General features: G+C 72.9%; 21 protein-coding genes. 8 read left to right on the forward strand and 13 right to left on the reverse strand.

The annotated features are described in order from the left end of the window. Positions 1 to 24 precede the first annotated feature (24 nt). The 6 genes from ABZ135_RS00570 to ABZ135_RS00595 all read right to left on the reverse strand — a co-directional run bounded on the left by ABZ135_RS00570 (position 25) and on the right by ABZ135_RS00595 (position 6696). Positions 25 to 1986: a protein kinase gene (locus ABZ135_RS00570; protein WP_356690273.1), complete on the reverse strand. Its 1962-nt coding sequence runs from the start codon at positions 1984 to 1986 to the stop codon at positions 25 to 27. 96 nt (positions 1987 to 2082) lie between these two features. Next, on the reverse strand, positions 2083 to 3372 hold the full coding sequence (locus tag ABZ135_RS00575; RefSeq protein WP_356690275.1) for an aldolase/citrate lyase family protein: 1290 nt from the start codon (positions 3370 to 3372) through the stop codon (positions 2083 to 2085). A 166-nt stretch (positions 3373 to 3538) separates the two neighbouring features. Continuing rightward, complete coding sequence (locus tag ABZ135_RS00580) at positions 3539 to 4501, reverse strand: electron transfer flavoprotein subunit alpha/FixB family protein (RefSeq protein WP_356690277.1); 963 nt, start codon at positions 4499 to 4501, stop codon at positions 3539 to 3541. A gap of 89 nt (positions 4502 to 4590) precedes the next feature. Beyond that, the gene (locus tag ABZ135_RS00585) at positions 4591 to 5376 is read right to left on the reverse strand and encodes an electron transfer flavoprotein subunit beta/FixA family protein (protein ID WP_356690278.1); all 786 of its coding nucleotides are present in this window, start codon (positions 5374 to 5376) and stop codon (positions 4591 to 4593) included. Positions 5377 to 5575: 199 nt separating this feature from the next. Beyond that, entirely contained in the window at positions 5576 to 6166 is a 591-nt protein-coding gene (locus ABZ135_RS00590; protein ID WP_356690623.1) for a flavin reductase family protein, read from the reverse strand. 197 nt (positions 6167 to 6363) lie between these two features. Then, entirely contained in the window at positions 6364 to 6696 is a 333-nt protein-coding gene (locus ABZ135_RS00595; protein WP_356690280.1) for a thioredoxin family protein, read from the reverse strand. A gap of 224 nt (positions 6697 to 6920) precedes the next feature. Between ABZ135_RS00595 and ABZ135_RS00600 the strand changes: the two genes are divergently transcribed. Beyond that, positions 6921 to 7661 (forward strand): lysophospholipid acyltransferase family protein, encoded by a 741-nt coding sequence (locus tag ABZ135_RS00600; protein ID WP_356690282.1) that lies wholly within the window; start codon positions 6921 to 6923, stop codon positions 7659 to 7661. A gap of 9 nt (positions 7662 to 7670) precedes the next feature. Here ABZ135_RS00600 and ABZ135_RS00605 read toward each other — a convergent pair whose 3' ends face one another. The 5 genes from ABZ135_RS00605 to ABZ135_RS00625 form a co-directional block, all read right to left on the reverse strand. Then, positions 7671 to 8363 (reverse strand): phenylalanine--tRNA ligase beta subunit-related protein, encoded by a 693-nt coding sequence (locus ABZ135_RS00605; protein WP_356690625.1) that lies wholly within the window; start codon positions 8361 to 8363, stop codon positions 7671 to 7673. A gap of 16 nt (positions 8364 to 8379) precedes the next feature. Further along, positions 8380 to 8976: a transglutaminase family protein gene (locus tag ABZ135_RS00610; protein WP_356690284.1), complete on the reverse strand. Its 597-nt coding sequence runs from the start codon at positions 8974 to 8976 to the stop codon at positions 8380 to 8382. Between the two features lie 84 nt (positions 8977 to 9060). After that, positions 9061 to 10140: a low specificity L-threonine aldolase gene (locus tag ABZ135_RS00615; protein WP_356690627.1), complete on the reverse strand. Its 1080-nt coding sequence runs from the start codon at positions 10138 to 10140 to the stop codon at positions 9061 to 9063. Beyond that, on the reverse strand, positions 10137 to 10898 hold the full coding sequence (locus tag ABZ135_RS00620) for an SDR family oxidoreductase (RefSeq protein WP_356690629.1): 762 nt from the start codon (positions 10896 to 10898) through the stop codon (positions 10137 to 10139). The genes ABZ135_RS00615 and ABZ135_RS00620 overlap by 4 nt, the downstream gene beginning before the upstream one ends. An 86-nt stretch (positions 10899 to 10984) precedes the next feature. After that, on the reverse strand, positions 10985 to 12391 hold the full coding sequence (locus ABZ135_RS00625) for a DUF6421 family protein (protein ID WP_356690286.1): 1407 nt from the start codon (positions 12389 to 12391) through the stop codon (positions 10985 to 10987). A 238-nt stretch (positions 12392 to 12629) separates the two neighbouring features. Here ABZ135_RS00625 and ABZ135_RS00630 point away from each other — a divergent pair, with 238 nt between their 5' ends. Beyond that, complete coding sequence (locus tag ABZ135_RS00630) at positions 12630 to 13313, forward strand: glycerophosphodiester phosphodiesterase family protein (protein WP_356690288.1); 684 nt, start codon at positions 12630 to 12632, stop codon at positions 13311 to 13313. A 38-nt stretch (positions 13314 to 13351) separates the two neighbouring features. Here ABZ135_RS00630 and ABZ135_RS00635 read toward each other — a convergent pair whose 3' ends face one another. After that, the gene (locus tag ABZ135_RS00635) at positions 13352 to 13903 is read right to left on the reverse strand and encodes a GNAT family N-acetyltransferase (protein ID WP_356690290.1); all 552 of its coding nucleotides are present in this window, start codon (positions 13901 to 13903) and stop codon (positions 13352 to 13354) included. 171 nt (positions 13904 to 14074) lie between these two features. Here ABZ135_RS00635 and ABZ135_RS00640 point away from each other — a divergent pair, with 171 nt between their 5' ends. The 4 genes from ABZ135_RS00640 to ABZ135_RS00655 all read left to right on the forward strand — a co-directional run bounded on the left by ABZ135_RS00640 (position 14075) and on the right by ABZ135_RS00655 (position 17424). After that, complete coding sequence (locus ABZ135_RS00640; protein WP_356690631.1) at positions 14075 to 14704, forward strand: DUF5134 domain-containing protein; 630 nt, start codon at positions 14075 to 14077, stop codon at positions 14702 to 14704. A gap of 91 nt (positions 14705 to 14795) precedes the next feature. Then, entirely contained in the window at positions 14796 to 15734 is a 939-nt protein-coding gene (locus ABZ135_RS00645; protein WP_356690292.1) for a M56 family metallopeptidase, read from the forward strand. Positions 15735 to 15846: 112 nt separating this feature from the next. Next, positions 15847 to 16521, forward strand: coding sequence for a phosphatase PAP2 family protein (locus ABZ135_RS00650; protein ID WP_356690294.1), 675 nt, complete (start codon positions 15847 to 15849; stop codon positions 16519 to 16521). Between the two features lie 129 nt (positions 16522 to 16650). After that, the gene (locus ABZ135_RS00655; RefSeq protein ID WP_356690296.1) at positions 16651 to 17424 is read left to right on the forward strand and encodes a helix-turn-helix domain-containing protein; all 774 of its coding nucleotides are present in this window, start codon (positions 16651 to 16653) and stop codon (positions 17422 to 17424) included. Here ABZ135_RS00655 and ABZ135_RS00660 read toward each other — a convergent pair. After that, positions 17382 to 18920: a hypothetical protein gene (locus tag ABZ135_RS00660; RefSeq protein ID WP_356690298.1), complete on the reverse strand. Its 1539-nt coding sequence runs from the start codon at positions 18918 to 18920 to the stop codon at positions 17382 to 17384. The genes ABZ135_RS00655 and ABZ135_RS00660 overlap by 43 nt on opposite strands. Positions 18921 to 19076: 156 nt before the next feature. On the opposite strand from ABZ135_RS00660, the gene ABZ135_RS00665 reads away from it, so the two are divergent. Both ABZ135_RS00665 and ABZ135_RS00670 read left to right on the forward strand, forming a co-directional pair. Then, positions 19077 to 19733, forward strand: a complete 657-nt coding sequence (locus tag ABZ135_RS00665; protein ID WP_356690300.1) for a DUF305 domain-containing protein — start codon at positions 19077 to 19079, stop codon at positions 19731 to 19733. Between the two features lie 171 nt (positions 19734 to 19904). Continuing rightward, a complete protein-coding gene (locus ABZ135_RS00670; RefSeq protein ID WP_356690302.1) occupies positions 19905 to 21278 on the forward strand; it encodes an FAD-dependent oxidoreductase in 1374 nt (457 codons plus the stop codon). Positions 21279 to 21375: the final 97 nt, after the last annotated feature.

Consider the following 21375-nt stretch of genomic DNA (forward strand, 5'->3'; position numbering starts at 1 on the left):
CGAGGCCGGGCGGTCAGCCGCCCGTCAGCAGACGGGCAGGCCCGGGAGCGGCTGGTCGTTGTCGCCGCCCTTGATGTAGACGACGCTGAAGTACACGCCGGTGTTGCCGCTGTCGTCGTCGGTCCTGGCCCACCAGACGTTGGTCCACTCGCCGTAGGTCTCGCGGCGGCCGAGGTCGGACTGGCAGTAGAAGTAGTTCGTGCCGGCGTTCAGGATGCCCATCTGGCCTCCCCCGTGGCTGTACGTCTTCTCGGTGCGCCACACCTGGCAGTCGTACTTTCCGCCGCCCCGGGCGAAGCAGACGGGCGCGGGCGTCGTGGCCGTACCGCCGGCGCCGCTCGTCGTGGTCGAGCCGCCGGTCGTGCCGCCGCTGCCGCCGGTCGTCCCGCCCGTCGTCGTACCGCCGGACGAGCCGCCCGCGACGGGTGCCTTCGTCGTCCTCGCGGAGGGCGAGGGGGAGGCGGACTTCTTCGCGCCGTCCTTCGACGGTGTCGCGGACGCGGACGGGCTGCCGGTCTCGGCCCCGCCCGCGCCCGGTGCGCCCGGGTCGAGCACCCGGCCGTGGTCCGCACCCGCGTCCGGGCCCGCCGGCGACCGTCCGTCGGCCAGTTGTTCCTGCCCGGCGCCACCGTCCCGGTCGATCAGGGCGTACGTCACACCGCCGCCGATGAGCAGCACGGCGGCGACCGCGGCGGCGATCAGCACGCCGGAGCGGCTCCGCCCGGCCCTGCCGGCGCGCCGGCTCGGGACGGCGGCCCCGCCCGCAACGCCCTGCGGCGCGGTCACAGGCCCCGCCGGCCCACCCGCACCCGTACCCGCGGGCGTCGGAGCGCCGAAAGCGCCGGCGGCCGGCAGCGGCGCCGGCGATCCGCCCGGCCCGTAAGCCCCACCGGTCTCCGCGGACCCCACCGGCCCCACCGGTCCGCCGGGCACGCCGTACGGCGCCGCGGGCGTCGGGGCGCCGAACCCGGGCACCGCCGCCGGCGCCGCCGGCGATCCGGCGGGACCGAAGGCCCCCTCCGGCCGGAGCGGTACGGCGTCCGGCTCCGTCGGCACCCACAGGTGCGCCTGCGCGACGGGCGGCGCGGTCGGTGCGGTCGACGCGGGCGGCGTGGTGAAGGACGGGCCCGCCGGGCCGGAGGGCGCGTCGCCGCCTTCCGCGACCGCCGTCAGCAGGCGCGCCGCCGTCCGCGCGTCGGGGCGCTGGGCCGGGTCCTTGTGCATGAGCTGCTGGAGGACCGGTGCGAGCGGGCCCGCGTTGCGGGGCTCGGGGAGGGGCTCGACGACGATGGCGTTCAGCGTCGACCAGGTGGAGGTGCGGCGGAACGGCGAGGCGCCCTCGACCGCCGCGTACAGGGTGGCGCCGAGCGCCCAGACGTCCGAGGCGGGGCCGGGCTGCTGCCCCTGGGCGCGCTCGGGTGCCAGGTAGTCCAGGGAGCCGACGATCTCGCCGCTGCGCGTGAGATGGGTGGCGGAGCCGTCGCCGGGGTCCTCCATCGCGGCGATGCCGAAGTCGGTGAGGACGACCCGGCCTCCGCGGTCCAGCAGGACGTTGCCCGGCTTCACGTCGCGGTGGAGGACGCCGACGTCGTGGGCGGCGGCCAGCGCCTCCAGGACGGCGGCGCCGATCTTGGCGACCTCGCGGGGCGGGAGGGTGCCGCGTTCGCCGAGGACGCCGTCGAGCGAGGGCCCGTCGACGAGCTCCATGACGATGACGGGCCGGCCCTCGTGGTCGGTCACGTCGTGGACGGCGACGACTCCGGGGTGGCGGACCCGTGCCGCGGCCCGTGCCTCGCGCTGCATCCGCAGCCGCAGGTCGTCGAGTTCGGGACCCGACGCGTCGTTGTAGGTGCGCAGTTCCTTGACGGCGACCTCGCGTCCGAGGACCTCGTCGACCGCGCGCCAGACGACTCCCATGCCGCCGCGCCCGAGTTGCCGCACGACCCGATAGCGGCCGGCGAGCCGCTCGTACTCCCCCGAAGACACCCGTGCCCCGTTCCCTGTTCGGCTGTGATGAACGCGTACAGGGTACGGGGCGGGTGCGGCGGCTCCGCGCGGGCCTTCGCGGCCGGGACCCGACCGTTACCGGTTCGTCGCGGTGAGGTCCCCGCGGCGCGGGGCGGCGAAGCGGGCGAGGTCGGTGCGGGTGAGGCCGGTGAGGGCGTCGACCTCGGCGGTGTCCAGGGCGCCGCAGTCGATGCCGCGCAGCAGGTAGGAGCTGAGGGCCTTGGCGGTGGCGGGCTCGTCCATGACGTCGCCGCCCGCGTGGTTGGCGTAGGCGGACAGGCGCTTGGCGGCGGTCCGGAAGCCCTCGCGGTAGAAGGCGAAGACGGCGGCGTAGCGGGTGGGGATGTGGCCGGGGTGCATGTCCCAGCCCTGGTAGTAGGCGCGGGCCAGGGCGCGGCGGGTGAGGCCGTAGTGGAGCTTCCACGCCTCGTGGACGTGGGCGGTGGGGCCGACCGGGAGGACGTTGGTGGAGCCGTCGGAGACACGTACGCCGGTGCCGGCGGCGGCGACCTGCATGATCGCCTTGGCGTGGTCGGCGGCGGGGTGGTCGCTGGCCTGGTAGGCGGCGGAGACGCCGAGGCAGGCGCTGTAGTCGAAGGTGCCGTAGTGCAGGCCGGTGGCGCGGCCCTCGGCGGCGTCGATCATGCGGGCGACGGTGGCGGTGCCGTCGGCGGCGAGGATGGCCTGGCTGGTCTCGATCTGGATCTCGAAGCCGAGGCGGCCGGCGTCGAGGCCGTGGGCCTTCTCGAAGGCTTCGAGAAGGCGGACGAAGGCGGTGACCTGCTCCGGGTAGGTGACCTTGGGGAGGGTGAGGACGAGGCCCTCGGGCAGGCCGCCGTTCTCCATGAGGCCGGTGAGGAAGACGTCGGTGGTGCGGATGCCGCGGTCGCGTACGGCGGCCTCCATGCACTTCATGCGGATGCCCATGTACGGGGCGGCGCTGAGGTCCGCGTAGGCGTCGGTGATGATCCGGGCGGCGCGGGCGGCGTCGTGGTCCTCGTCCGTCCCCGCGTAGCCGTCCTCGAAGTCGACCCGGAGGTCCTCGATGGGCTCGCGCTCCAGCTTGGCGCGGACGCGGCCGTAGACGTCCTCGGCGAGGTCGTCGGCGAGGCCGAGGACGGCGGCGAAGGTGGCGGCGTCGGGGGCGTGCTCGTCGAGGGCGGCGAGGGCCTGGTCGCCCCAGGAGCGGATGGTGCCGGCGTCGAAGACGTTGCCGGGGACGTAGACGGTGTGGACGGGCTGGCGGGTGCCGGGGTCTCCCGGGTAGCGACGGTCCAGCTCGGCGTCCACGGCGGCGAGGGAGGCGCTGATGTCCTCGCTGACCGCGCCCGCGAGGCTCGTCGACACCTTGTCCTGCTGACCCATCCCACATCCTCCTGTTTTCCGCTGCACGGAATCTACAATCCGTATAGCGAAGTTAGTAGTCCGCCGGGACCTGCGTCAATGGTTGTCCGAAACGGCTCGGGGCCGCACGGCGAGAGTTCGCCGTGCGGCCCCGGGACCGACAGAACCGCTGGTCAGCCGGTGGTCATCAGCCCTTGCGGGCCTTGACCTCCTCGGTCAGCGTCGGAACGACGTCGAAGAGGTCGCCCACCACGCCGTAGTCGACGAGGTCGAAGATCGGGGCCTCGGCGTCCTTGTTGATGGCGACGATGGTCTTCGAGGTCTGCATGCCGGCGCGGTGCTGGATGGCACCGGAGATGCCCGCCGCGATGTAGAGCTGCGGCGAGACCGACTTGCCGGTCTGGCCGACCTGGTTGGAGTGCGGGTACCAGCCGGCGTCGACGGCGGCGCGCGAGGCGCCGACGGCCGCGCCGAGGGAGTCGGCGAGCGCCTCGATGATCGCGAAGTTCTCGGCGCCGTTGACACCGCGGCCACCGGAGACGACGATCGCGGCCTCGGTGAGCTCCGGGCGGCCGGTGGACTCGCGCGGGGTGCGGGCGGTGATCTTGGTGCCGGTGGCCTTCTCCGAGAAGGAGACGGCGAGGGTCTCGACGGTGCCGGCGGCCGGGGCGGCCTCGACCGGGGCCGAGTTCGGCTTCACGGTGATGACCGGGGTGCCCTTGGAGACGCGGGACTTGGTCGTGTACGAGGCGGCGAACGCGGACTGCGTCGCGACCGGGCCCTCGTCACCGGCCTCCAGGTCCACGGCGTCGGTGATGATGCCGGAACCGATGCGGACGGCCAGACGGGCCGCGATCTCCTTGCCCTCGGCGGAGGACGGGACGAGCACGGCGGCCGGGGACACGGCGTCGTACGCGGCCTGGAGGGCGTCGACCTTCGGGACGACGAGGTAGTCGGCGAACTCGGCGGCGTCGGCGGTGAGGACCTTGACGGCACCGTGCTCGGCGAGGACGGCGGCGGTGTCGGCGGCGCCGTTGCCGAGGGCGACGGCGACCGGCTCGCCCAGGCGGCGGGCCAGCGTCAGCAGCTCCAGCGTGGGCTTGCGGACGGCTCCGTCGACGTGGTCGACGTAGACGAGGATGTCAGCCATGGGACTTCAATCTCCTGCGAACGAAAAGGGGGCGGTCTGATGGCTCTGCGCGAGCCCGCCGGTCCCGGGGCCGCGCCCCGGGAGATCGGCTAGATGAACTTCTGGCTCGCGAGGAACTCGGCCAACTGCTTGCCGCCCTCGCCCTCGTCCTTGACGATCGTGCCCGCGGTGCGCGCCGGGCGCTCGTCCGCCGAGTCGACCTTGGTCCAGGCGCCCTCCAGGCCGACCTCGTCGGCCTCGATGTCGAGGTCGGAGAGGTCCAGGGACTCCACCGGCTTCTTCTTGGCGGCCATGATGCCCTTGAAGGACGGGTAGCGGGCCTCGCCCGACTGGTCCGTCACGGAGACGACGGCCGGCAGCGATGCCTCGAGCTGCTCGGAGGCGGTGTCGCCGTCACGGCGGCCCTTGACGACGCCGTCCTCGACGGAGACCTCGGAGAGCAGGGTGACCTGCGGGACACCCAGGCGCTCGGCGAGGATGGCCGGGAGGACACCCATGGTGCCGTCGGTGGAGGCCATGCCGGCGATGACCAGGTCGTAGCCGGTCTTCTCGATCGCCTTGGCGAGCACCAGCGAGGTGCCCATGACGTCGGTGCCGTGCAGGTCGTCGTCCTCGACGTGGACGGCCTTGTCGGCGCCCATGGACAGCGCCTTGCGCAGGGCGTCCTTGGCGTCCTCCGGGCCGACCGTGAGCACGGTGACCTCGGCGTCGTCCGCCTCTTCGGCGATCTGCAGCGCCTGCTCGACCGCGTACTCGTCGAGCTCCGAAAGGAGGCCGTCGACGTCGTCGCGGTCGACCGTCAGGTCATCGGCGAACTTCCGGTCGCCAGTGGCGTCCGGCACGTACTTCACACAGACAACGATCCTCAAGCTCACGCCGGCTCTCCTACTGCATCGTCATAACTGGGCTGCGTTGCTGCTCGCAGCATAGGCGCCTGAAGGGCGGGTTTCCGGTCGGGGCCTCGGTAGCCCCCTCCGAAATATTACTCGCCAGTACAGCCAGTTCGTTACCGGTAAGCAAGCGCTCAGCCGTGTGACCTTGCCAACGCCCCCGACCGGGGGCGCACGGGAACTCTCAGTCGCGCAGGGCGTTGAAGCGACCCTGGTGGTACAGCAGCGGACGGCCCCCGCCACCGGGGGCGTCAGGGGCGGTCGCGCCGTCGCCCCTCGGGTCGCCGGCGACGACCTCGGCTATGACGATCCGGTGGTCGCCGGCCGGGACGCGGGCCGCCACCCGGCACACCAGCCAGGCCAGCACGCCGTCGAGGACCGGAACGCCCTCCGGGCCCCGGCGCCAGCGGGTGGGCGCGGCGAACCGGTCGGCACCGCTGCGGGCGAAGGTCGTGGCCAGGTCCCGCTGGTGCTCGCCGAGTATGTGGACGCCGACGTGCTCGGCCTCGGCGAGTACGGGCCAGCTCGAGGAGCCGGTGCCGACGCCGAAGGAGATCAGCGGGGGTTCGGCGGCCACGGAGTTGAGGGAGGTGGCGGTGAAGCCGACCGGACGCTCCCCGTACGCGGTGATCACCGCCACACCGGCGGCGTGCTGCCGGAAGACGGAACGGAGCAGGTCGGGAGAGCCGGGGCGGGGTGCGCCGACGTCGGGGACGTCGGTGCGGCCGGGGCCGGGGATCGTCGGGAGGGTGCGGAGCTCGGGCGAGGCCGTCATGGAGTTGACCTTCAGCGGGGGCGGCGGGAGGGGGGTCGCGGGTTCGTCAGGCACCCGGACAGCGCGCGCTCGCGTTGCGGGCGAGGTCCACATGGGCCCGGCCGTGGAGAAGGAGTTCTGGCACCATTGCGCCAGCCTGACGATCGTTGACGTGTGCAGTCAAGTGCGTACCGACAGATGGGAGGAGGGTCACCCCGTCAGACCGCCCGCCCCAGGGCGGCGATCACATCGGCCTTGCGGGGCTGTCCCGCGGCCCTGCGGACGATCCGGCCGGACCGGTCGAGGACGAGCACCGTGGGCGTACGGACGATCCCCAGGTCCCGTACGAGATCGAGGCGCTCCTCGGCGTCGATCTCGACGTGGCCGACGCCGTCGACCATGGCGGCCACCTCGGCCAGGGTCCGGCGGGTGGCCCGGCAGGGCTGGCAGAAGGCGGTCGAGAACTGCACCAGGGTCGCCCGCTCCCCCAGCTCGGCACCCAGCTCCGCCGCGCCCAGCACCCCGGTCATCGCGCCCGGCACCTCCGTCATCCGCCCGTCTCCTGCTCGCTCGTTCCCACCGGGTGCAGCGTCCCACGGCACGGTTCGATTCCCGCCACGGCCACCGGGCGTGACGAGAATCTCCCCCTACGACGCCGTCAGGGCTGGTTATGCGCCCCCACATGGGGCACGATCTGCCCAAAGCCGAAAACCTACGGCCGCGTAACTTCGCCGGGAGAACCCTCCCCGCGCCCAGACGAAGGGTTTCCTTCCAGATGGCAGAGCTTGTCTATCGTCCGGTCATCGGCGCCGCGCTCACGATGTTCAAGGCGCTTGACCTGAAGATCGACACTCAGGGTTCGCACCACATCCCCCGCAAGGGCGGAGCGGTGATCGTGAGCAACCACATCAGCTATCTGGACTTCATCTTCACGGGCCTCGCCGCGCTGCCGCAGAAGCGCCTGGTGCGGTTCATGGCGAAGGACGCGGTGTTCCGGCACAAGGTGTCCGGGCCGCTGATGCGCGCGATGAAGCACATTCCGGTGGACCGCTCCCAGGGCGAGCACGCGTACGAGCACGCGCTGAGCGCGCTGCGCGCCGGTGAGATCGTCGGCGTGTTCCCCGAGGCGACCATCTCCCAGTCCTTCACGCTCAAGAGCTTCAAGTCGGGTGCCGCGCGGCTCGCGCAGGAGGCCGGGGTGCCACTGATCCCGATGGCGCTGTGGGGCACCCAGCGCGTCTGGACCAAGGGCCGGCCGCGCAACTTCAAGCGGAGCCACATCCCGATCACGATCCGGGTCGGCGAGCCGGTGGAGGCGCCGGCCGACCAGTACGCGGGCGCGATCACCCGCCGGCTGCGCGGCCGGGTCCAGGAACTCCTGGAGGCGGCCCAGCGCGCCTACCCCGTGCGCCCCAAGGACGCGTCCGACACCTGGTGGGTGCCGGCGCACCTCGGGGGCACGGCCCCGACGCCGGAGGAGCTCAAGGCCGCCGAGCGCGGCGACGGGATCCAGTAGGACCGTCGGTCACTCCGGCTCGCGGACGGTGATCCGCGCCCCGGGGCTCACCTTCTGGAGCAGTTCGGCGAGTTCCTCGCCGGCCGTGCGGAGCTCGTCGAGGGTCATCGGGGCGAGCGACTCCAGCAGGAAGAGCGCGTCGGTGGTGTCGACGTCGATGCGGGTGCGGGGGCCCTGGCGCCAGTTCCAGCGGCGGCAGGTGACGCCCGCCTCGTCGCACCAGACGACCTCGCCGGGCTCCGGGTGCTCGACGGTCTCCTCGCCGCCGGCGACGGTGACGAACTCCTCGTCGCCGGTGGCGCGGACGAGTCGCATCGCGCCCTGGATCCTGGTCAGGTCCTCGCCGCCGACCGGGATCAGGTGGGCCACGCTGATCGCGTTGTAGGCGTCGACGAGCCGGTTGATCCGGGGCAGTCCGCCGTCCGCGAGGGCGCGCCGGGCCAGCGCCTCGGCGGAGTTGCGGGTGCGGGAGGGCTTGGCCCCGAAGGCGGTGTACGCGGCGCGCCAGGCGGCGATGTGCGGATCCTGGTCCGGGGTGCGTCCGGCCAGGCGCTCGGCGAGCCGGCGGGCGGCGTCGTCGAGCAGGGCCGAACTGGTCGCGTCGCTGGGCCCGTTGACGAGCCCGCGGGCCTCGACGGCGAGGTGGGTGAAGCCGGGTACGAGGGCGCGCACCTCGTCGGAGACGGTGAGGGTCAGGGGCAGGTTCATGGTCCGCCGTTCAGAGTTCGCCGGGCAGCATCGTCCACAGGTGAGGCCGGTCCCGCGCGGCTCGCAGGGCGCTCAGGACGGCCGGATGCGGTTCATCATAGAGCACCGGATAGTCCACTTCATTGAACTCGGGGCGTACGGGCCAGGCCAGCCGCTCCTCGTCGAGCGAGAAGCGGGCGTCGACTCCGGGCTTGTTCCCCCGCGGGTCCAGCCGCGACCACCGGGCCCGCCCCGGCAGCTTCAGCGCGATCAGGCCGTGGACCACCGGGTCGGCCCCGTCCTCGGTGAGCCGCTGGTAGCAGAAGGCGGTCGGGATGGACCGGGCGCGGAGCAGGGCGGCGAGGGCGTGCGACTTGGCGACGCAGATGCCGTTGCGGGTGGCGAGCACGTCGGAGGCGCGCCAGGTGACCCGGAGGTTCCCGGAGTCGGCGGAGTGCGGGATGGCGTCCCGGACGAAGGTGTAGGCCGCTTCGGCGTATGAGTATGCGTCGGGGTTCGCGCTCCAGAGCCGGTCGGCGGTTGCTTGGACCACGGGGTGGTCGCGGTCGACGGCGTCGCTTGCCGCCAAGTAGGCGGGGAGGTCGGGGTTCTTCTGGATGAGCTCCATGCGTGGGGAGCATAGGAAGGCGGCCGGACGGAAGTCAATGACTTTCCGTCCGGCCGCATAATCATGCAGCGCTCGGGGTGGTCCCTAGCGCGCCATCTCTTCCTTCAGCGCCTGGAGGAAGGCGTCCACGTCGTCCTCCGAGGTGTCGAAGGAGCACATCCAGCGCACGTCGCCGGCCGCCTCGTCCCAGAAGTAGAAGCGGAAGCGCTCCTGGAGCCGGCGGCTGACCTCGTGCGGGAGCCGCGCGAAGACCGCGTTCGCCTGGACCGGGTAGAGGATCTCCACCCCGTCCACGCCGCGCACACCCTCCGCGAGGCGCTGGGCCATCGCGTTGGCGTGCCGGGCGTTGCGCAGCCACAGGTCCTTGGCGAGCAGCGCCTCCAACTGGACCGACACGAAGCGCATCTTGGAGGCGAGCTGCATGGACAGCTTGCGCAGGTGCTTCATGTGGCTGACCGCGTCCGGGTTGAGCACCACCACGGCCTCGCCGAAGAGCATGCCGTTCTTGGTGCCGCCGTACGAGATCACGTCGACGCCCACCGCGTTGGTGAACGCCCGCATGGGCACGTTCAGGGAGGCGGCCGCGTTGGCTATGCGGGCGCCGTCGAGGTGGACCTTCATGCCCTTGGAGTGGGCGTGCTCGACGATGGCGCGGATCTCGTCGACCGTGTAGACGGTGCCGAGCTCGGTGTTCTGGGTGATCGAGACGACCTGCGGCATCGCCCGGTGCTCGTCCTCCCAGCCCCACGCCTGCCGGTCGATCAGCTCGGGGGTGAGCTTGCCGTCCGGGGTGGGCACGGTGAGCAGCTTCAGGCCGCCCATCCGCTCGGGCGCACCGCCCTCGTCCACGTTGATGTGCGCGGACTCGGCGCAGATCACCGCGCCCCAGCGGTCGGTGAGCGCCTGGAGCGCGGTCACGTTCGCCCCGGTCCCGTTGAAGACCGGGAACGCCTCGGCCGAGGGGCCGAAGTGGCTGTGCATGATCCGCTGCAGGTGCTCGGTGTACTGGTCCTCGCCGTAGGCGACCTGGTGGCCGCCGTTGGCGAGGGCGATGGCCGCGAGGACCTCCGGGTGGGCGCCGGCGTAGTTGTCGCTGGCGAAGCCCCGGACCGACGGGTCGTGGTGACGACGGGCGTCGGTCCTGGAGCCCAGGGCCGTGGTCACGGCTTGGGGGTCAGCCACAGGCGCTGTCCATTCACTTCCTCGGCGGGCCTGTCCCACAGTCCGGCGATGGCGTCGGCCAGGTCCGTGACGTCGGTGAAGCCCGCGAACTTCGCATTCGGGCGCTCGGCGCGCATGGCGTCGTGCACCAGTGCCTTGATCACCAGGATCGCAGCAGCCGCCTGCGGGCCCTCGTCGCCCCCCGCCTTGCGGAAGGAGTCCGCGAGGGCGAGCGTCCACGCCTCGGCGGCGGCCTTGCCCGCGTTGTACGCGGCGTTGTTGGCGAGCGGCTTGTGCGCGCCGACCTGGCTGACCAGGGCGTAGCGGCCGCGTCCGCCGCTGCGCAGCAGGCCGTCGTGGAAGGCGAGCGAGGTGTGCTGGACCGTACGGATCAGGAGCTTCTCCAGGAGGTCCCAGTCCTTGAGGTCGGTCTCGGGGAAGGAGGGGCTGCCGCGCCAGCCGCCGACCAGGTGGACGAGGCCGTCGATGCGGCCGAACTCCTTCTCGGTCTTGTCGGCCCACTCGTGGGTGGCGTCCAGGTCGAGCAGGTCGACGGTGTCGCCGGTGACGGTGGCGCCGCCGTGCGCGTAGCGGGCGGCGTCGACCGCCTCGGCGAGCCGCGCCGGGTCGGCGTCGGAGGCGACGACGGTCGCCCCCGCCTCCGCGAGGCGCAGGAGCGCCGCCCGGCCCGCGGGGCCGGCCGCGCCGGCGACCGCGATGACGGCCCCGTCCAGCGCTCCGCCGTTTCCGTTGCCGCTCATGGTCGTCGCCTCCTGCTCCGTCGCCTGGGTGGGCCCGGTGGACCCGTCCTTCGCACGTGCCGCCTCCGTCACGTCGGTCACGTCGGTCACGCGGCGGCCTGCTCGGTCCGCGCGGCCTTCGCGGCGGTGATGCCCTTGGTGGAGGCGATCACGCCCTTGAGCTTCTTGGCAAGGGCCTCATAGAACATGCTGAGCGGAAACTCGTCCGGAAGCACGTCGTCCACGAGCTTGCGCGGCGGCTGCGTCAGGTCCAGGGCGTCGGGGCCCTTGGCCCACGTGGAGCCCGGGTGCGGGGCGAGGTAGGTGGAGACCAGCTCGTACGCCTTGAACCAGTGCACGAGCTTGGGACGGTCGATGCCGTCGCGGTACAGCTTCTCGATCTCGGCGCAGAGCTGGTTGGTGACCTCGGGGGCCCGCTTCCAGTCGATCTTCAGCGTGTTGTCCGTCCAGCGCACGACGTCGTGCTTGTGGAGGTACGCGAAGAGGAGCTGGCCGCCGAGACCGTCGTAGTTGCGGTTGCGGTCGCCGGAGACCGGGAAGCGGAACATCCGGTCGAAGAGCACCGCGTACTGCACGTCACGGCCGTGCTCGTTGCCCTCGGCCTCGAGCTTCACGGCCTCCTTGAAGGCGGTGAGGTCGCAGCGCAGCTCCTCCAGGCCGTACATCCAGAACGGCTGGCGCTGCTTGATCATGAAGGGGTCGAAGGGCAGGTCGCCGTGGCTGTGGGTGCGGTCGTGGACCATGTCCCACAGGACGAACGCCTTCTCGCAGCGCTCCTGGTCGTCGACCATGGCGGCGATGTCCTCGGGCAGGTCGATGCCGAGGATGTCGACGGCGGCCGCCGTCACCTTGCGGAAGCGGGCGGCCTCGCGGTCGCAGAAGATGCCGCCCCAGGTGAAGCGCTCGGGGGCCTCGCGCACGGCGATGGTCTCGGGGAAGAGGACGGCCGAGTGGGTGTCGTAGCCGGCCGTGAAGTCCTCGAAGGTGATGCCGCAGAACAGCGGGTTGTCGTAGCGGGTGGCCTCCAGCTCGGAGAGCCAGTCCGGCCACACCATGCGCAGCACGACCGCTTCGAGGTTGCGGTTCGGGTTGCCGTTCTGGGTGTACATGGGGAAGACCACGAGGTGCTGGAGCCCGTCCAGGCGCTTGGCGGCCGGCTGGAAGGCGAGCAGCGCGTCCAGGAAGTCCGGGACCTCGAAGCCGCCGCGGGCCCACTTGCGCAGGTCGGCGACGAGCGCGCGGTGGTAGTCCGCGTCGTGCGGGAGCAGCGGGGAGAGCCGCTCGACCGCGGCGACGACGCGCTCGACGGTCTGCTCGGCGTGGGCGCGGGTCGGCGCGCCCTCGGCCTCGAAGTCGATGGAGCCGTCCGCGCTCTGCCAGGGCCGCAGCTCCTCCACGGCATTCTTGAGCTCGGGCCAGGCGGGGTGATCGATCACCGGAGCGTCGGTGGAAGTCCCCCCACCGGTCACGTCCTGCACAAGAATTTCCGTCATGCCTCTTCCTCCACAGGAGAACCTTGCGTCAAGACACCGTATGCATCCGTGGTTCTTCCCCGCAAGAGGGGGTAAGAGAAATTATCCTGCGCGACCCCCCTTGTCGCCGCGAATTTTCCTGTCCGGCGGGCTTGCGCGACGAGAAACACGGGCTTCCGCGCGGACGCTTCCCGTTTCGTCCCCATCTACTAGGCTGCGGGCCGGGGCCGGACCCCGACGGAACGGAAGCGAGAAGATCTTGAGTTTCCTCACCATCGGTCATCGCGGAGTCATGGGCGTCGCGCCCGAGAACACCCTGCGCTCCTTCGTCCGCGCCGAGGAGGCCGGCATGGACGCCATCGAGCTCGACCTCCACCTCAGCAAGGACGGCGCCCTGGTCGTCATGCACGACGCCGACGTCGACCGCACCACCGACGGCACCGGGCCGATCTCCGGGAAGACCCTCGCGGAGCTGCGCGAGCTCGACGCGGGCGAGGGGGAACGCGTCCCCGTCTTCGAGGAGGTCCTGGAAGCGGTCCGCGCCCCGATCCAGGCGGAGATCAAGGACGTCGCCGCGGCCCGGGCGCTCGCCGACGTGCTCAACGAGCGGGCGCTCGCCCCGCGGGTGGAGGTGCTGTCCTTCCACGACGAGGCCCTGGCGGAGATCGGCGGCCTCGTCCCCGGGGTGCGCACCGCGCTCGTCGCCGACGAGCGGCAGTCCGACGTGGTGGAGCGCGCCCTCGCCGTGGGCGCGGGCGCGCTCGTCCTGAACATCCGGCACCTCACCCAGGACACCGTCGACCGGGCGCACGCGGCCGGCCTGCGGGTGATCGGCTGGGTGGTGAACACCCAGGACGAGCTGCGGCTGGCCCGGGCCCTCGGGCTCGACGGCGCCACGACCGACCGGCCGGAGATCCGGCGCACGGGCCGCTTCACGGCCTGAGCGACCGCCCGGGCCGGATCAGCCCGGGCGCCCGTCGGTCAGACCAGTTCCTTGACCAGGAGCTCGAACTCCAGGTCGTCGCGCCGCGGCACGCCGAAGCGCTCGTCACCGTACGGGAAAGGGCTCATCCGGCCCGTACGGCGGTATCCGCGGCGCTCGTACCAGGCGATCAGCTCCTCGCGCACCGAGATCACCGTCATGTGCATCTCGCGCACGTCCCACAGCTCCCGCACCCGGCGCTCGGCCTCGGCGATGATCTGCCGGCCGAGACCGGCGCCCTGGAGCTCGGGGCGGACCGCGAACATGCCGAAGTAGGCGGCTTCGCCGCGGTGTTCGAGCTGGCAGCAGGCGATGATCACGCCGTCCCGCTCCACCACCATCAGCCGGCTGCCGGGCGTGGTGATGACCGCCTCGACGCCCGCGGGGTCCGTCCGCTGCCCGTCGAGCAGGTGCGCCTCCGTGGTCCAGCCGACGCGGCTCGAGTCGCCTCGGTAGGCGGACTGGACGAGCGGGACGAGCACGGGGACGTCGTCCAGGACGGCGTCGCGGTAGGTGATCGGGCCGGCGGGCCGGGACGTGGCGGTGTCCATGGTGTGCGGGTCTCCCCTCGGGCGCTGGTGATCGGCTTGCGCGATCGTCCCGAGCCTAACGCGCGCCCCGCACTCCCCCGGCGTACACCTGTGCGCGCCTGTGCGCCCGCGTGGGGGCGGAGCGGCCCGGGCATGCACTCCGGAGGACCGAGAGGAGGGGGGGTGTCCGGCGTGCACGGACCGGCTCTGTCCGGCTGGCTGCTGGTGGTGCTGTGCGCGGCGAGCGGGGCGTTCTGTCTGTGGCGGATGCGCGGCGACGCGGGCGCGGAGCGCGCGGCGGCCGGGAGCGAGGCCGCGATGGGCTTCGGGATGGCGGCGATGGCGCTGCCCACCACGGTGCTGAGCCCTCCGGAGTGGGCCTGGGCGGTGTACGCGGCGGTGTTCGGGGGCGCGGCGCTGCACGGACTGATGGAGGCCGTGCGGGGCGGGCGCCACCATCTGCACCATCTCGTCGGCTCGCTCGCGATGGTCTACATGGCGGTGGCGATGGCCGCGGCGCCGGGCGGCGGACACGGAGCGCACGGGGTGGGGCACGGCGGTGCGGCCACGTCCTCGGGCATACCCGTGCTGACGGGGGTGCTGCTCGCCTACTACGGGGTGTACGTGCTGCGTTCGGGCGCCCGGCTGGTTCCGGTGACCGGGGTCGCGGTGGACGGGCCCGCGCCGGGCGGGCCCGCGATGACCGCGCCCGCCCGGGCGGCCGGGGCGGCCGGGGCGTTCGGGCGGGCCGGGCCGGAGCTGACGCTGGTGTGCCGGCTCTCCATGGCGCTCGCGATGCTGGCGATGCTCCTCACACTCTGAGGGGCCCGTGCGGCGCGATCAAACCGTGGCGTACGTCACTTGATCCGCAAGCCCGTACCCCCGGTCGGTACCCCGCTCATAGGGTGGCGCCATGTTGGTCTCCCTCGCGCTCCTCGCGCTCGGCGTCCTGACCGCCGTCGTCGCCCCGCGACTTCTGACGCGGGCCGACTGGGTGGAACGGGAACCCGTGGTGGCGCTGTGGGTGTGGCAGTGCGTCGTGGCGGCGGTGCTGCTGAGCTTCGCGCTGTCGATGACGTTCAGCGCGGCGGCCGCCTGGCAGGCGGTGCGGGGCCATGTCTTCGCGCCCGCTCCGCGCGCGGTCATCGAGGCGTACGCGCTCGGCACCGACGGCCCGTGGTCGGCGGCGCTCGCCGTGGTGCTCGCGGCCGGCGGGCTGTGGACCGGCGCGATGCTGGGCCGCGAGATCGGTGTGGCGCGGGCCCGCCGCAGGCAGCGGCGTTGCGAACTCCTGGTGCGGGCCCCCTTGTTGCCCGGCGAGGAGCCCTCCGGCGGCGAGCGCCTGGTGGTCCTGGAGGGCGAGCGCCCGGGCGCCTGGTGGCTGCCCGGCGGTACGCCGCGCCTGGTCGTCACCACCGCCGCGCTGCGCCGTCTCCAGGGCCGCCAGCTCGACGCCGTCCTCGCGCACGAGCAGGGACACGCCCGGGCGCGGCACGACTGGCTGCTGCACTGCGCGACGGCGCTGGCGGCCGGTTTCCCCGGGGTCCCGGTCTTCGCCGCCTTCCGCAACCAGATGCACCGTCTGGTGGAGCTGGCGGCGGACGACGTGGCCTCGCGCCGCTTCGGCCGGCGGACGATCGCGCTGGCCCTGGTCGAACTCAACGAGGACCGGGGGGTCTTCGGCCCCGGCCCGGCCCATGACGCCGACCTCCCGCAGCGCGTCAACCGCCTCCTGACGGCCACGCCCCGCCTCACCGCCGCCCGCCGCCTCCGCCTCACCGCCGCGGCGGCCCTCGTCCCGGTGGTCCCCGTCCTGGTGGCCTTCGTCCCCGCGCTGACGGCGCTCGGCTAGGGGTCCTCGGGCCCGTATCGGGGCCGGAGGACCCGGTGGTTCTCGGCCGGATACGGGCGACGGGCCCGCCCCGCGCGCACGGTGAGGGGTGGGCGTGGGGCAGGATCGGCCCATGCGCATCTCCGCCGTCGTGACCGGCGCCCTGGCCGTGCTGCTGCTCGTTCTGGTGGCCGTGGGGTGGTCCCCCCTGCTGTCGTTCGACCGAGACGTGGCCGAGGCGCTGCACCGCAGCGCGGTCGCCGAGCCGGGGTTCACCCGGCTCAACCGCGTGCTGACCGACTGGGTCTGGGACCCCTGGACCATGCGCGTGCTCGCCGCCGTGACCGCCGTCGTGCTGTGGCGGCGCCGCGAGCGCCGGCTCGCGCTGTGGGTGGCGGTCACCACCCTCGTCGCCGCGGCGCTCCAGCACGGCATCAAGCTCGCGGTGGGGCGGGCGAGGCCGAGCTGGCCCGATCCGGTCGACTCGGCGTACTACGCGGCGTTCCCGTCCGGCCACGCCATGGCGGCGACGGTCGGCTGCGGCCTGGTGCTGTGGGTGCTTGCCCTGCACTGGCGCGAGGGGTGGTGGGGCTGGGGCGCGCTCACAGGCGCGGCTCTGGTGTCGGTCCTCGGCGTCGGCTGGACCCGGGTCTACCTGGGGGTCCACTGGCCGTCGGACGTCCTGGGCGGCTGGCTCCTGGGGTGGTGCTGCGTGGCCGTGGCGATCGTCACGTACCGGCGCGTCGAGGCCCGCAGACCGCCGGCGCCCGGCGCGGACGACGGGAGCAGAATGGGAGACACACGATGAAGCCGCCTGTTCTGGACGATCCCCCGCGTCGCCCAGAACAGACGGCATGCCCCACCGCCGGCCACGAGGGCACGACGGCAGGTCGCGCTGAGTATATTGGCTGCGAGCCAGTCAACGCAGGAGTCCAGCATGTCCCCGCGTAGCGCATCGGTCAATGAAGAGCTCCGACGGCGCTCCCGCGAGCGGATCCTCGAGGCCACGGTGGAGCTGGTCTCGGAGCGGGGTTACGAGGCCACGACGCTCGGCGACATCGCCGCGCGGGCCGGTTCGGCACGCGGTCTGATCTCGTACTACTTCCCCGGCAAGCGGCATCTGCTCCAGTCCGCGGTGCACCGGCTGATGCACCTCACGCTGGAGGAGGCGCTGGAGCGCGAGCCGCGCACCGACGACGGCCGCGAGCTGCTGGCGCGCGCCATCGACGCGATCCTGGGCCTCGCCGAGGACCGGCCGGTGCTCATGCGGACACACATGGCGGGCATCCTCCAGGCCGAGGGCTTCGTGCAGTGCCCCGAGCAGCAGCGGCTGGCCGCGCTGCTGCGCGACACCGTGGCCCGCTACGGCTCGGCCGACGTGGACCGGGACTATCCGCTGCTGCGGGCCCTGCTGATGGGCGCCGTGTTCGCGGTGCTGCTGCCGGGCGCGCCGATGCCGGCGCCCCGGCTGCGGGCCGAGCTGTTCCAGCGGTACGGGCTGGACTGGGAGCAGGGCGTGCCGCCGGACGGAGGTCCGCCCGGCGGCACGCAGGTGATGCCGACGGCGTTACGGGGCCGGCCGGTACGGCTGCCGCCCCCGCTGATCGCGCAGGTGTCCACCCAGGCGTCCGCCCCGGTGGCCGTTTCCGGTCCGCCGTCGGGTTCCGGTCAGTCGTCGGAGCCGGAGGCCCGGTCGAAGTCGCGGAAGTAGTCCGGCTGGGTCTGCGTGTTGAGCTCGTGCATGCGGATCCGCTGCGCCTTGTCGGTGCGCTTGTCCGAGAGCTTCAGGACGTCGAAGCCCTTCGCGATGTCGTTCGAGTAGATGTGGCCGTTGTAGTAGTAGGCGGACCAGGAGCCGCCGCCGACCGGGGTGGTCGCCGAGATCGGGCCGCGCTCGAAGTAGGCGATCTCCTTCGGCCGGCGGGAGTCGGTGAAGTCCCAGACGGAGACACCGCCCTGGTACCAGGACTGGACCATGATGTCCTTGCCCCTGACCGGGATCAGCGAGCCGTTGTGGGCGACGCAGTTCTCGGTGTCGGCCTGGTGGCGCGGGATCTTGAAGTAGCTGCGGAAGACCAGTCTGCGCCCGTCGCCCTTGCCGACGATGTCGTAGATGCCGTTGGCACCGCGGTTCGGGCCGACCTCCGCGTTGCAGGTGGCCGCGCCGCCGCCGCCGAGCTCGTCGGCGAAGACGACCTTGTCGGCCTTCTGGTTGAAGGTGGCGGAGTGCCAGAAGGCGAAGTTGACGTTGTCCTGGACCTGGTCGATGACCCGCGGCCTGGCCGGGTCCTTGATGTCGAACAGGATGCCGTCGCCCATGCAGGATCCGGCGGCCAGGTCCTCGCTGAGCAGCACGGTGATGTCGTGGCAGCCGGTGGTCTTGGAGACGCCGGGGTTGGTGGGGCCGCCGGGGTTGCCGCCGCCGTCGGGGCCGTCACCCGGGAAGAGGATCGGGAACGAGACGACCGCGGCCCGTTCGGGCGCGTCGCGCGGCACCTTGATGACCGAGATGCCGTCGTGCGGCGGCCGGCAGTCGGGGAAGGCCGCGTTGGGCGCGTACGAGGAGACGTACACGTACACGTCGTTCCGCTTCGGCACGAGGGTGTGGGTGTGGGAACCGCAATTGGTCTCGACGGAGGCGACATAGCGCGGGTTCGCGATGTCGCTGATGTCGAAGATCTTCATGCCCTCCCAGGACTCCTTCACCGTGGCGGGCTGGGAGACGCTGGCGCAGGAGTCGTCGCTGCGGGAGGAGTCGGTGGAGAGGAACAGGAGGTCGCCGGAGACGGAGATGTCGTTCTGGGAGCCGGGGCACAGCACCTGGGCCACGGTCTTGGGGGACCGCGGGTCGCTGATGTCGAAGATCCGGAAGCCGTCGTAGTTGCCGGCGAAGGCGTACCTGCCCTGGAAGGCCAGGTCGGAGTTGGTGCCCTTGAGGGTGTCCTTGGGGATGTTGGCGAGGTGTTCGATGTTGGGCGTGTGGACGATCTCGTCCACACCGGGTATCTCACCGCTCGCGATGGCGGCGCGGGCCTCGGCCGCCCGTTCCGCGCTGACGGTGCCGGGTACGGGGACGTCGCCCGGGTCGGGTGTGGCGGCCGCGGGCCCTGCGGCGAGCAGGCTGACCAGCAGCCCGGCCGCGGCGGTCGCCACACCCAGGCTTCTGATCCGTGTGCGCGGGGTACTCGTGGTACGCAACGAGGTCACTCCGTCCTCTCTGGTACTTCCGTTCGCAGGTGAACGACGGATGGACGTCGGCAGTATGGTCCTTGGCGTGCGCATCTCAACAGATGGCAACACGAACGTTCTGGAGTTTCACCGCACCAAGAGAGCCGAACCGCCGACGTTCCCCTGGAGGTCGCCTTGTCGAACCGCCCCGTCCGCCGCACCCTCGCGGTGCTGCTCGGCACCACCGCCGTACTGGCCCTCGGCGCCTGCGAGTCGGCGCCGGACGAGGACAGGGCCGCGGGCGGCGGAGCCGCTTCGAGCGGGCCGGCGATCGTGGCCCCGGGCCGGCCGGGCGAGCCGGCGAAGCGCGTCTCCCCCGAGGAGGCCGCCCGGATGCTCCCCGACGAGCGGCCCAACGGCGCCGACTTCCGCTACGTCCAGATGATGATCGCGCACCACCGGCAGGCCCTCACGATGACCGCGCTGGCGCCGCGGCGGGCGGGGTCGCCCCAGGTCCGGAAGCTCGCGGAGCGGATCGCCGCCGCGCAGGGCCCGGAGATCGGCGCCATGGAGGGCTGGCTCACGCACAACGGCGGCCCGCGCCCGCAGACCGGCCACGACCACCACACCATGCCGGGCATGGCCACCGAGGCCCAGCTCGCCGCACTGAAGGCCGCCGAGGGACGGGCCTTCGACAGCCTCTTCCTGAAGTTGATGATCACCCACCATGAAGGGGCCGTGACGATGGCGGCGGAGGTGCTCGGCCAGGGCAACAACGTCCTGGTGGAGGAGATGGCGAACGACGTCATCGCGCAGCAGACGGCGGAGATCGACCGCATGCGGTCGCTGTAGGCGGGAGCGGGGCCGGCGCGGCGGGGCGGGGTCGGGGCTTCTCGCCACGGGGGTCTACGGCCGGCGGGCGAGGCCGGTCGGGTGGCGTGCCGTGGCGGCGGCGCGCGCCCCCTCCCCCGGCGGTCTTCCCGGTGCCATGCTGGAGGTCTCCCGGCGGGAAGGGGTGCTTCCGTGCTGCGCGTCGCCGTCGTCGGTTCCGGTCCCAGTGGGGTCTACACCGCTCAGGCCCTGGTCGGGCAGACCGCCGTGCCCGACATCCGGGTCGACGTCCTGGACCGGCTGCCCTGCCCGTACGGGCTCGTGCGGTACGGGGTGGCGCCCGACCACGAGAAGATCAAGTCGCTCCAGGGCAGCCTGCGGGCGGTCCTGGAGGACGAGCGGATCGCCTTTCTCGGCGATGTCGAGGTGGGCGCCCGCGGGCTCACCCCGGCCCGCCTCCTGGAGCTCTACCACGCGGTCGTGTACTGCGTGGGCGCCTCGCGCGACCGCAGGCTCGGGGTGCCGGGCGAGGAGCTGCGGGGCAGCTTCTCGGCGACCGAGTTCGTCTCCTGGTACAGCGCCCATCCCGACGCGGTCCACGACGACTTCGGCCTCGACCGGCCCGGCGCCGTGGTCATCGGGGCGGGGAACGTCGCGGTGGACGTCACCCGGCTGCTCGTGCGGCGGGCCAGTGAACTGGAGCCGACCGACATTCCGCAGAGCGCCCTGGCGGCGCTCGGCGCGAGCGGGGTGCGCGAGGTGCACATGGTCGCCCGACGCGGCCCCGCGCAGGCGAAGTTCACCACCAAGGAGCTGCGCGAGCTCGGCGCGCTGCCGGACACCCGGGTCCTGGTCGACCCGGCGGAGCTGGCCCTCGACCCCGCGTACGCCGACCCGTCCGCGCTGCCCGCCGTCAACCGGCGCAATCTGGACGTCGTACGGGGCTGGGCGCAGGCCGTGGCGGCGGGCGGCGCCGACGGCGCCCCCTCGTCCCGTACGGTCCGGCTGCGGTTCTTCCTGCGGCCGGTGGAGATCCTCGGCGAGGAGGGCCGGGTCGCCGCGGTCCGCTTCGAGCGCACGGAACCGGACGGGGCGGGCGGTGTCCGGGGCACGGGGCGGTACGAGGAGATCCCGGCCGGCCTGGTGCTGCGGGCGGTCGGCTACCAGGGCGCGCCGCTGCCCGGGCTGCCTTTCGACCCGGCGCGGGGCACGGTCCCGCACGCCGAGGGCCGGGTGCTCAGGGACGGGGTGCCGTCGCCGGGCGAGTACGTGGCGGGCTGGATCAAGCGCGGCCCCACGGGCGTGATCGGCACCAACCGGCCGTGCGCGAAGGAGACCGCCGCCTCCCTGCTGGCCGACGCGCCCGCCCTCGCCCGCCGGACGGTCGCGCCCGACCCGCTGGCCGCGCTGCGCGCCCTCGGACACGAGCCGGTGCTCTGGACAGGCTGGCAGGCGATCGAGCGCGCCGAGGCGGCCCTGGGCGGCACGCTGGGCCGCGGCCCGGTGAAGATCCCCGACTGGGCGGGCCTGCGGGGTGCGGCGCGGCAGGGTCAGCCGACCGGCTGACCCGGGGGCCGGCAGGGTGGCCCGGGCTGGGGACGGCGCCCCGGCGCCCTCTTCCTGGGGGCGGCGCCCCGGTGACCGTCGAGAGCGCCCCGCTCGC

This window comes from Streptomyces sp. NPDC006339 (assembly GCF_040612775.1).
Taxonomy (GTDB): domain Bacteria; phylum Actinomycetota; class Actinomycetes; order Streptomycetales; family Streptomycetaceae; genus Streptomyces.

Coding starts and splice junctions, on each gene's coding strand:
- ABZ135_RS00575 (WP_356690275.1), bottom strand. CDS start 3,372: ATGGGTCAGCAGGACAAGGTGTCGACGAGCCTCGCGGGCGCGGTCAGC.
- ABZ135_RS00580 (WP_356690277.1), bottom strand. CDS start 4,501: ATGGCTGACATCCTCGTCTACGTCGACCACGTCGACGGAGCCGTCCGC.
- ABZ135_RS00590 (WP_356690623.1), bottom strand. CDS start 6,166: ATGACGGCCTCGCCCGAGCTCCGCACCCTCCCGACGATCCCCGGCCCC.
- ABZ135_RS00595 (WP_356690280.1), bottom strand. CDS start 6,696: ATGACGGAGGTGCCGGGCGCGATGACCGGGGTGCTGGGCGCGGCGGAG.
- ABZ135_RS00600 (WP_356690282.1), top strand. CDS start 6,921: ATGGCAGAGCTTGTCTATCGTCCGGTCATCGGCGCCGCGCTCACGATG.
- ABZ135_RS00610 (WP_356690284.1), bottom strand. CDS start 8,976: ATGGAGCTCATCCAGAAGAACCCCGACCTCCCCGCCTACTTGGCGGCA.
- ABZ135_RS00620 (WP_356690629.1), bottom strand. CDS start 10,898: ATGAGCGGCAACGGAAACGGCGGAGCGCTGGACGGGGCCGTCATCGCG.
- ABZ135_RS00625 (WP_356690286.1), bottom strand. CDS start 12,391: ATGACGGAAATTCTTGTGCAGGACGTGACCGGTGGGGGGACTTCCACC.
- ABZ135_RS00635 (WP_356690290.1), bottom strand. CDS start 13,903: ATGGACACCGCCACGTCCCGGCCCGCCGGCCCGATCACCTACCGCGAC.
- ABZ135_RS00645 (WP_356690292.1), top strand. CDS start 14,796: ATGTTGGTCTCCCTCGCGCTCCTCGCGCTCGGCGTCCTGACCGCCGTC.
- ABZ135_RS00650 (WP_356690294.1), top strand. CDS start 15,847: ATGCGCATCTCCGCCGTCGTGACCGGCGCCCTGGCCGTGCTGCTGCTC.
- ABZ135_RS00655 (WP_356690296.1), top strand. CDS start 16,651: ATGTCCCCGCGTAGCGCATCGGTCAATGAAGAGCTCCGACGGCGCTCC.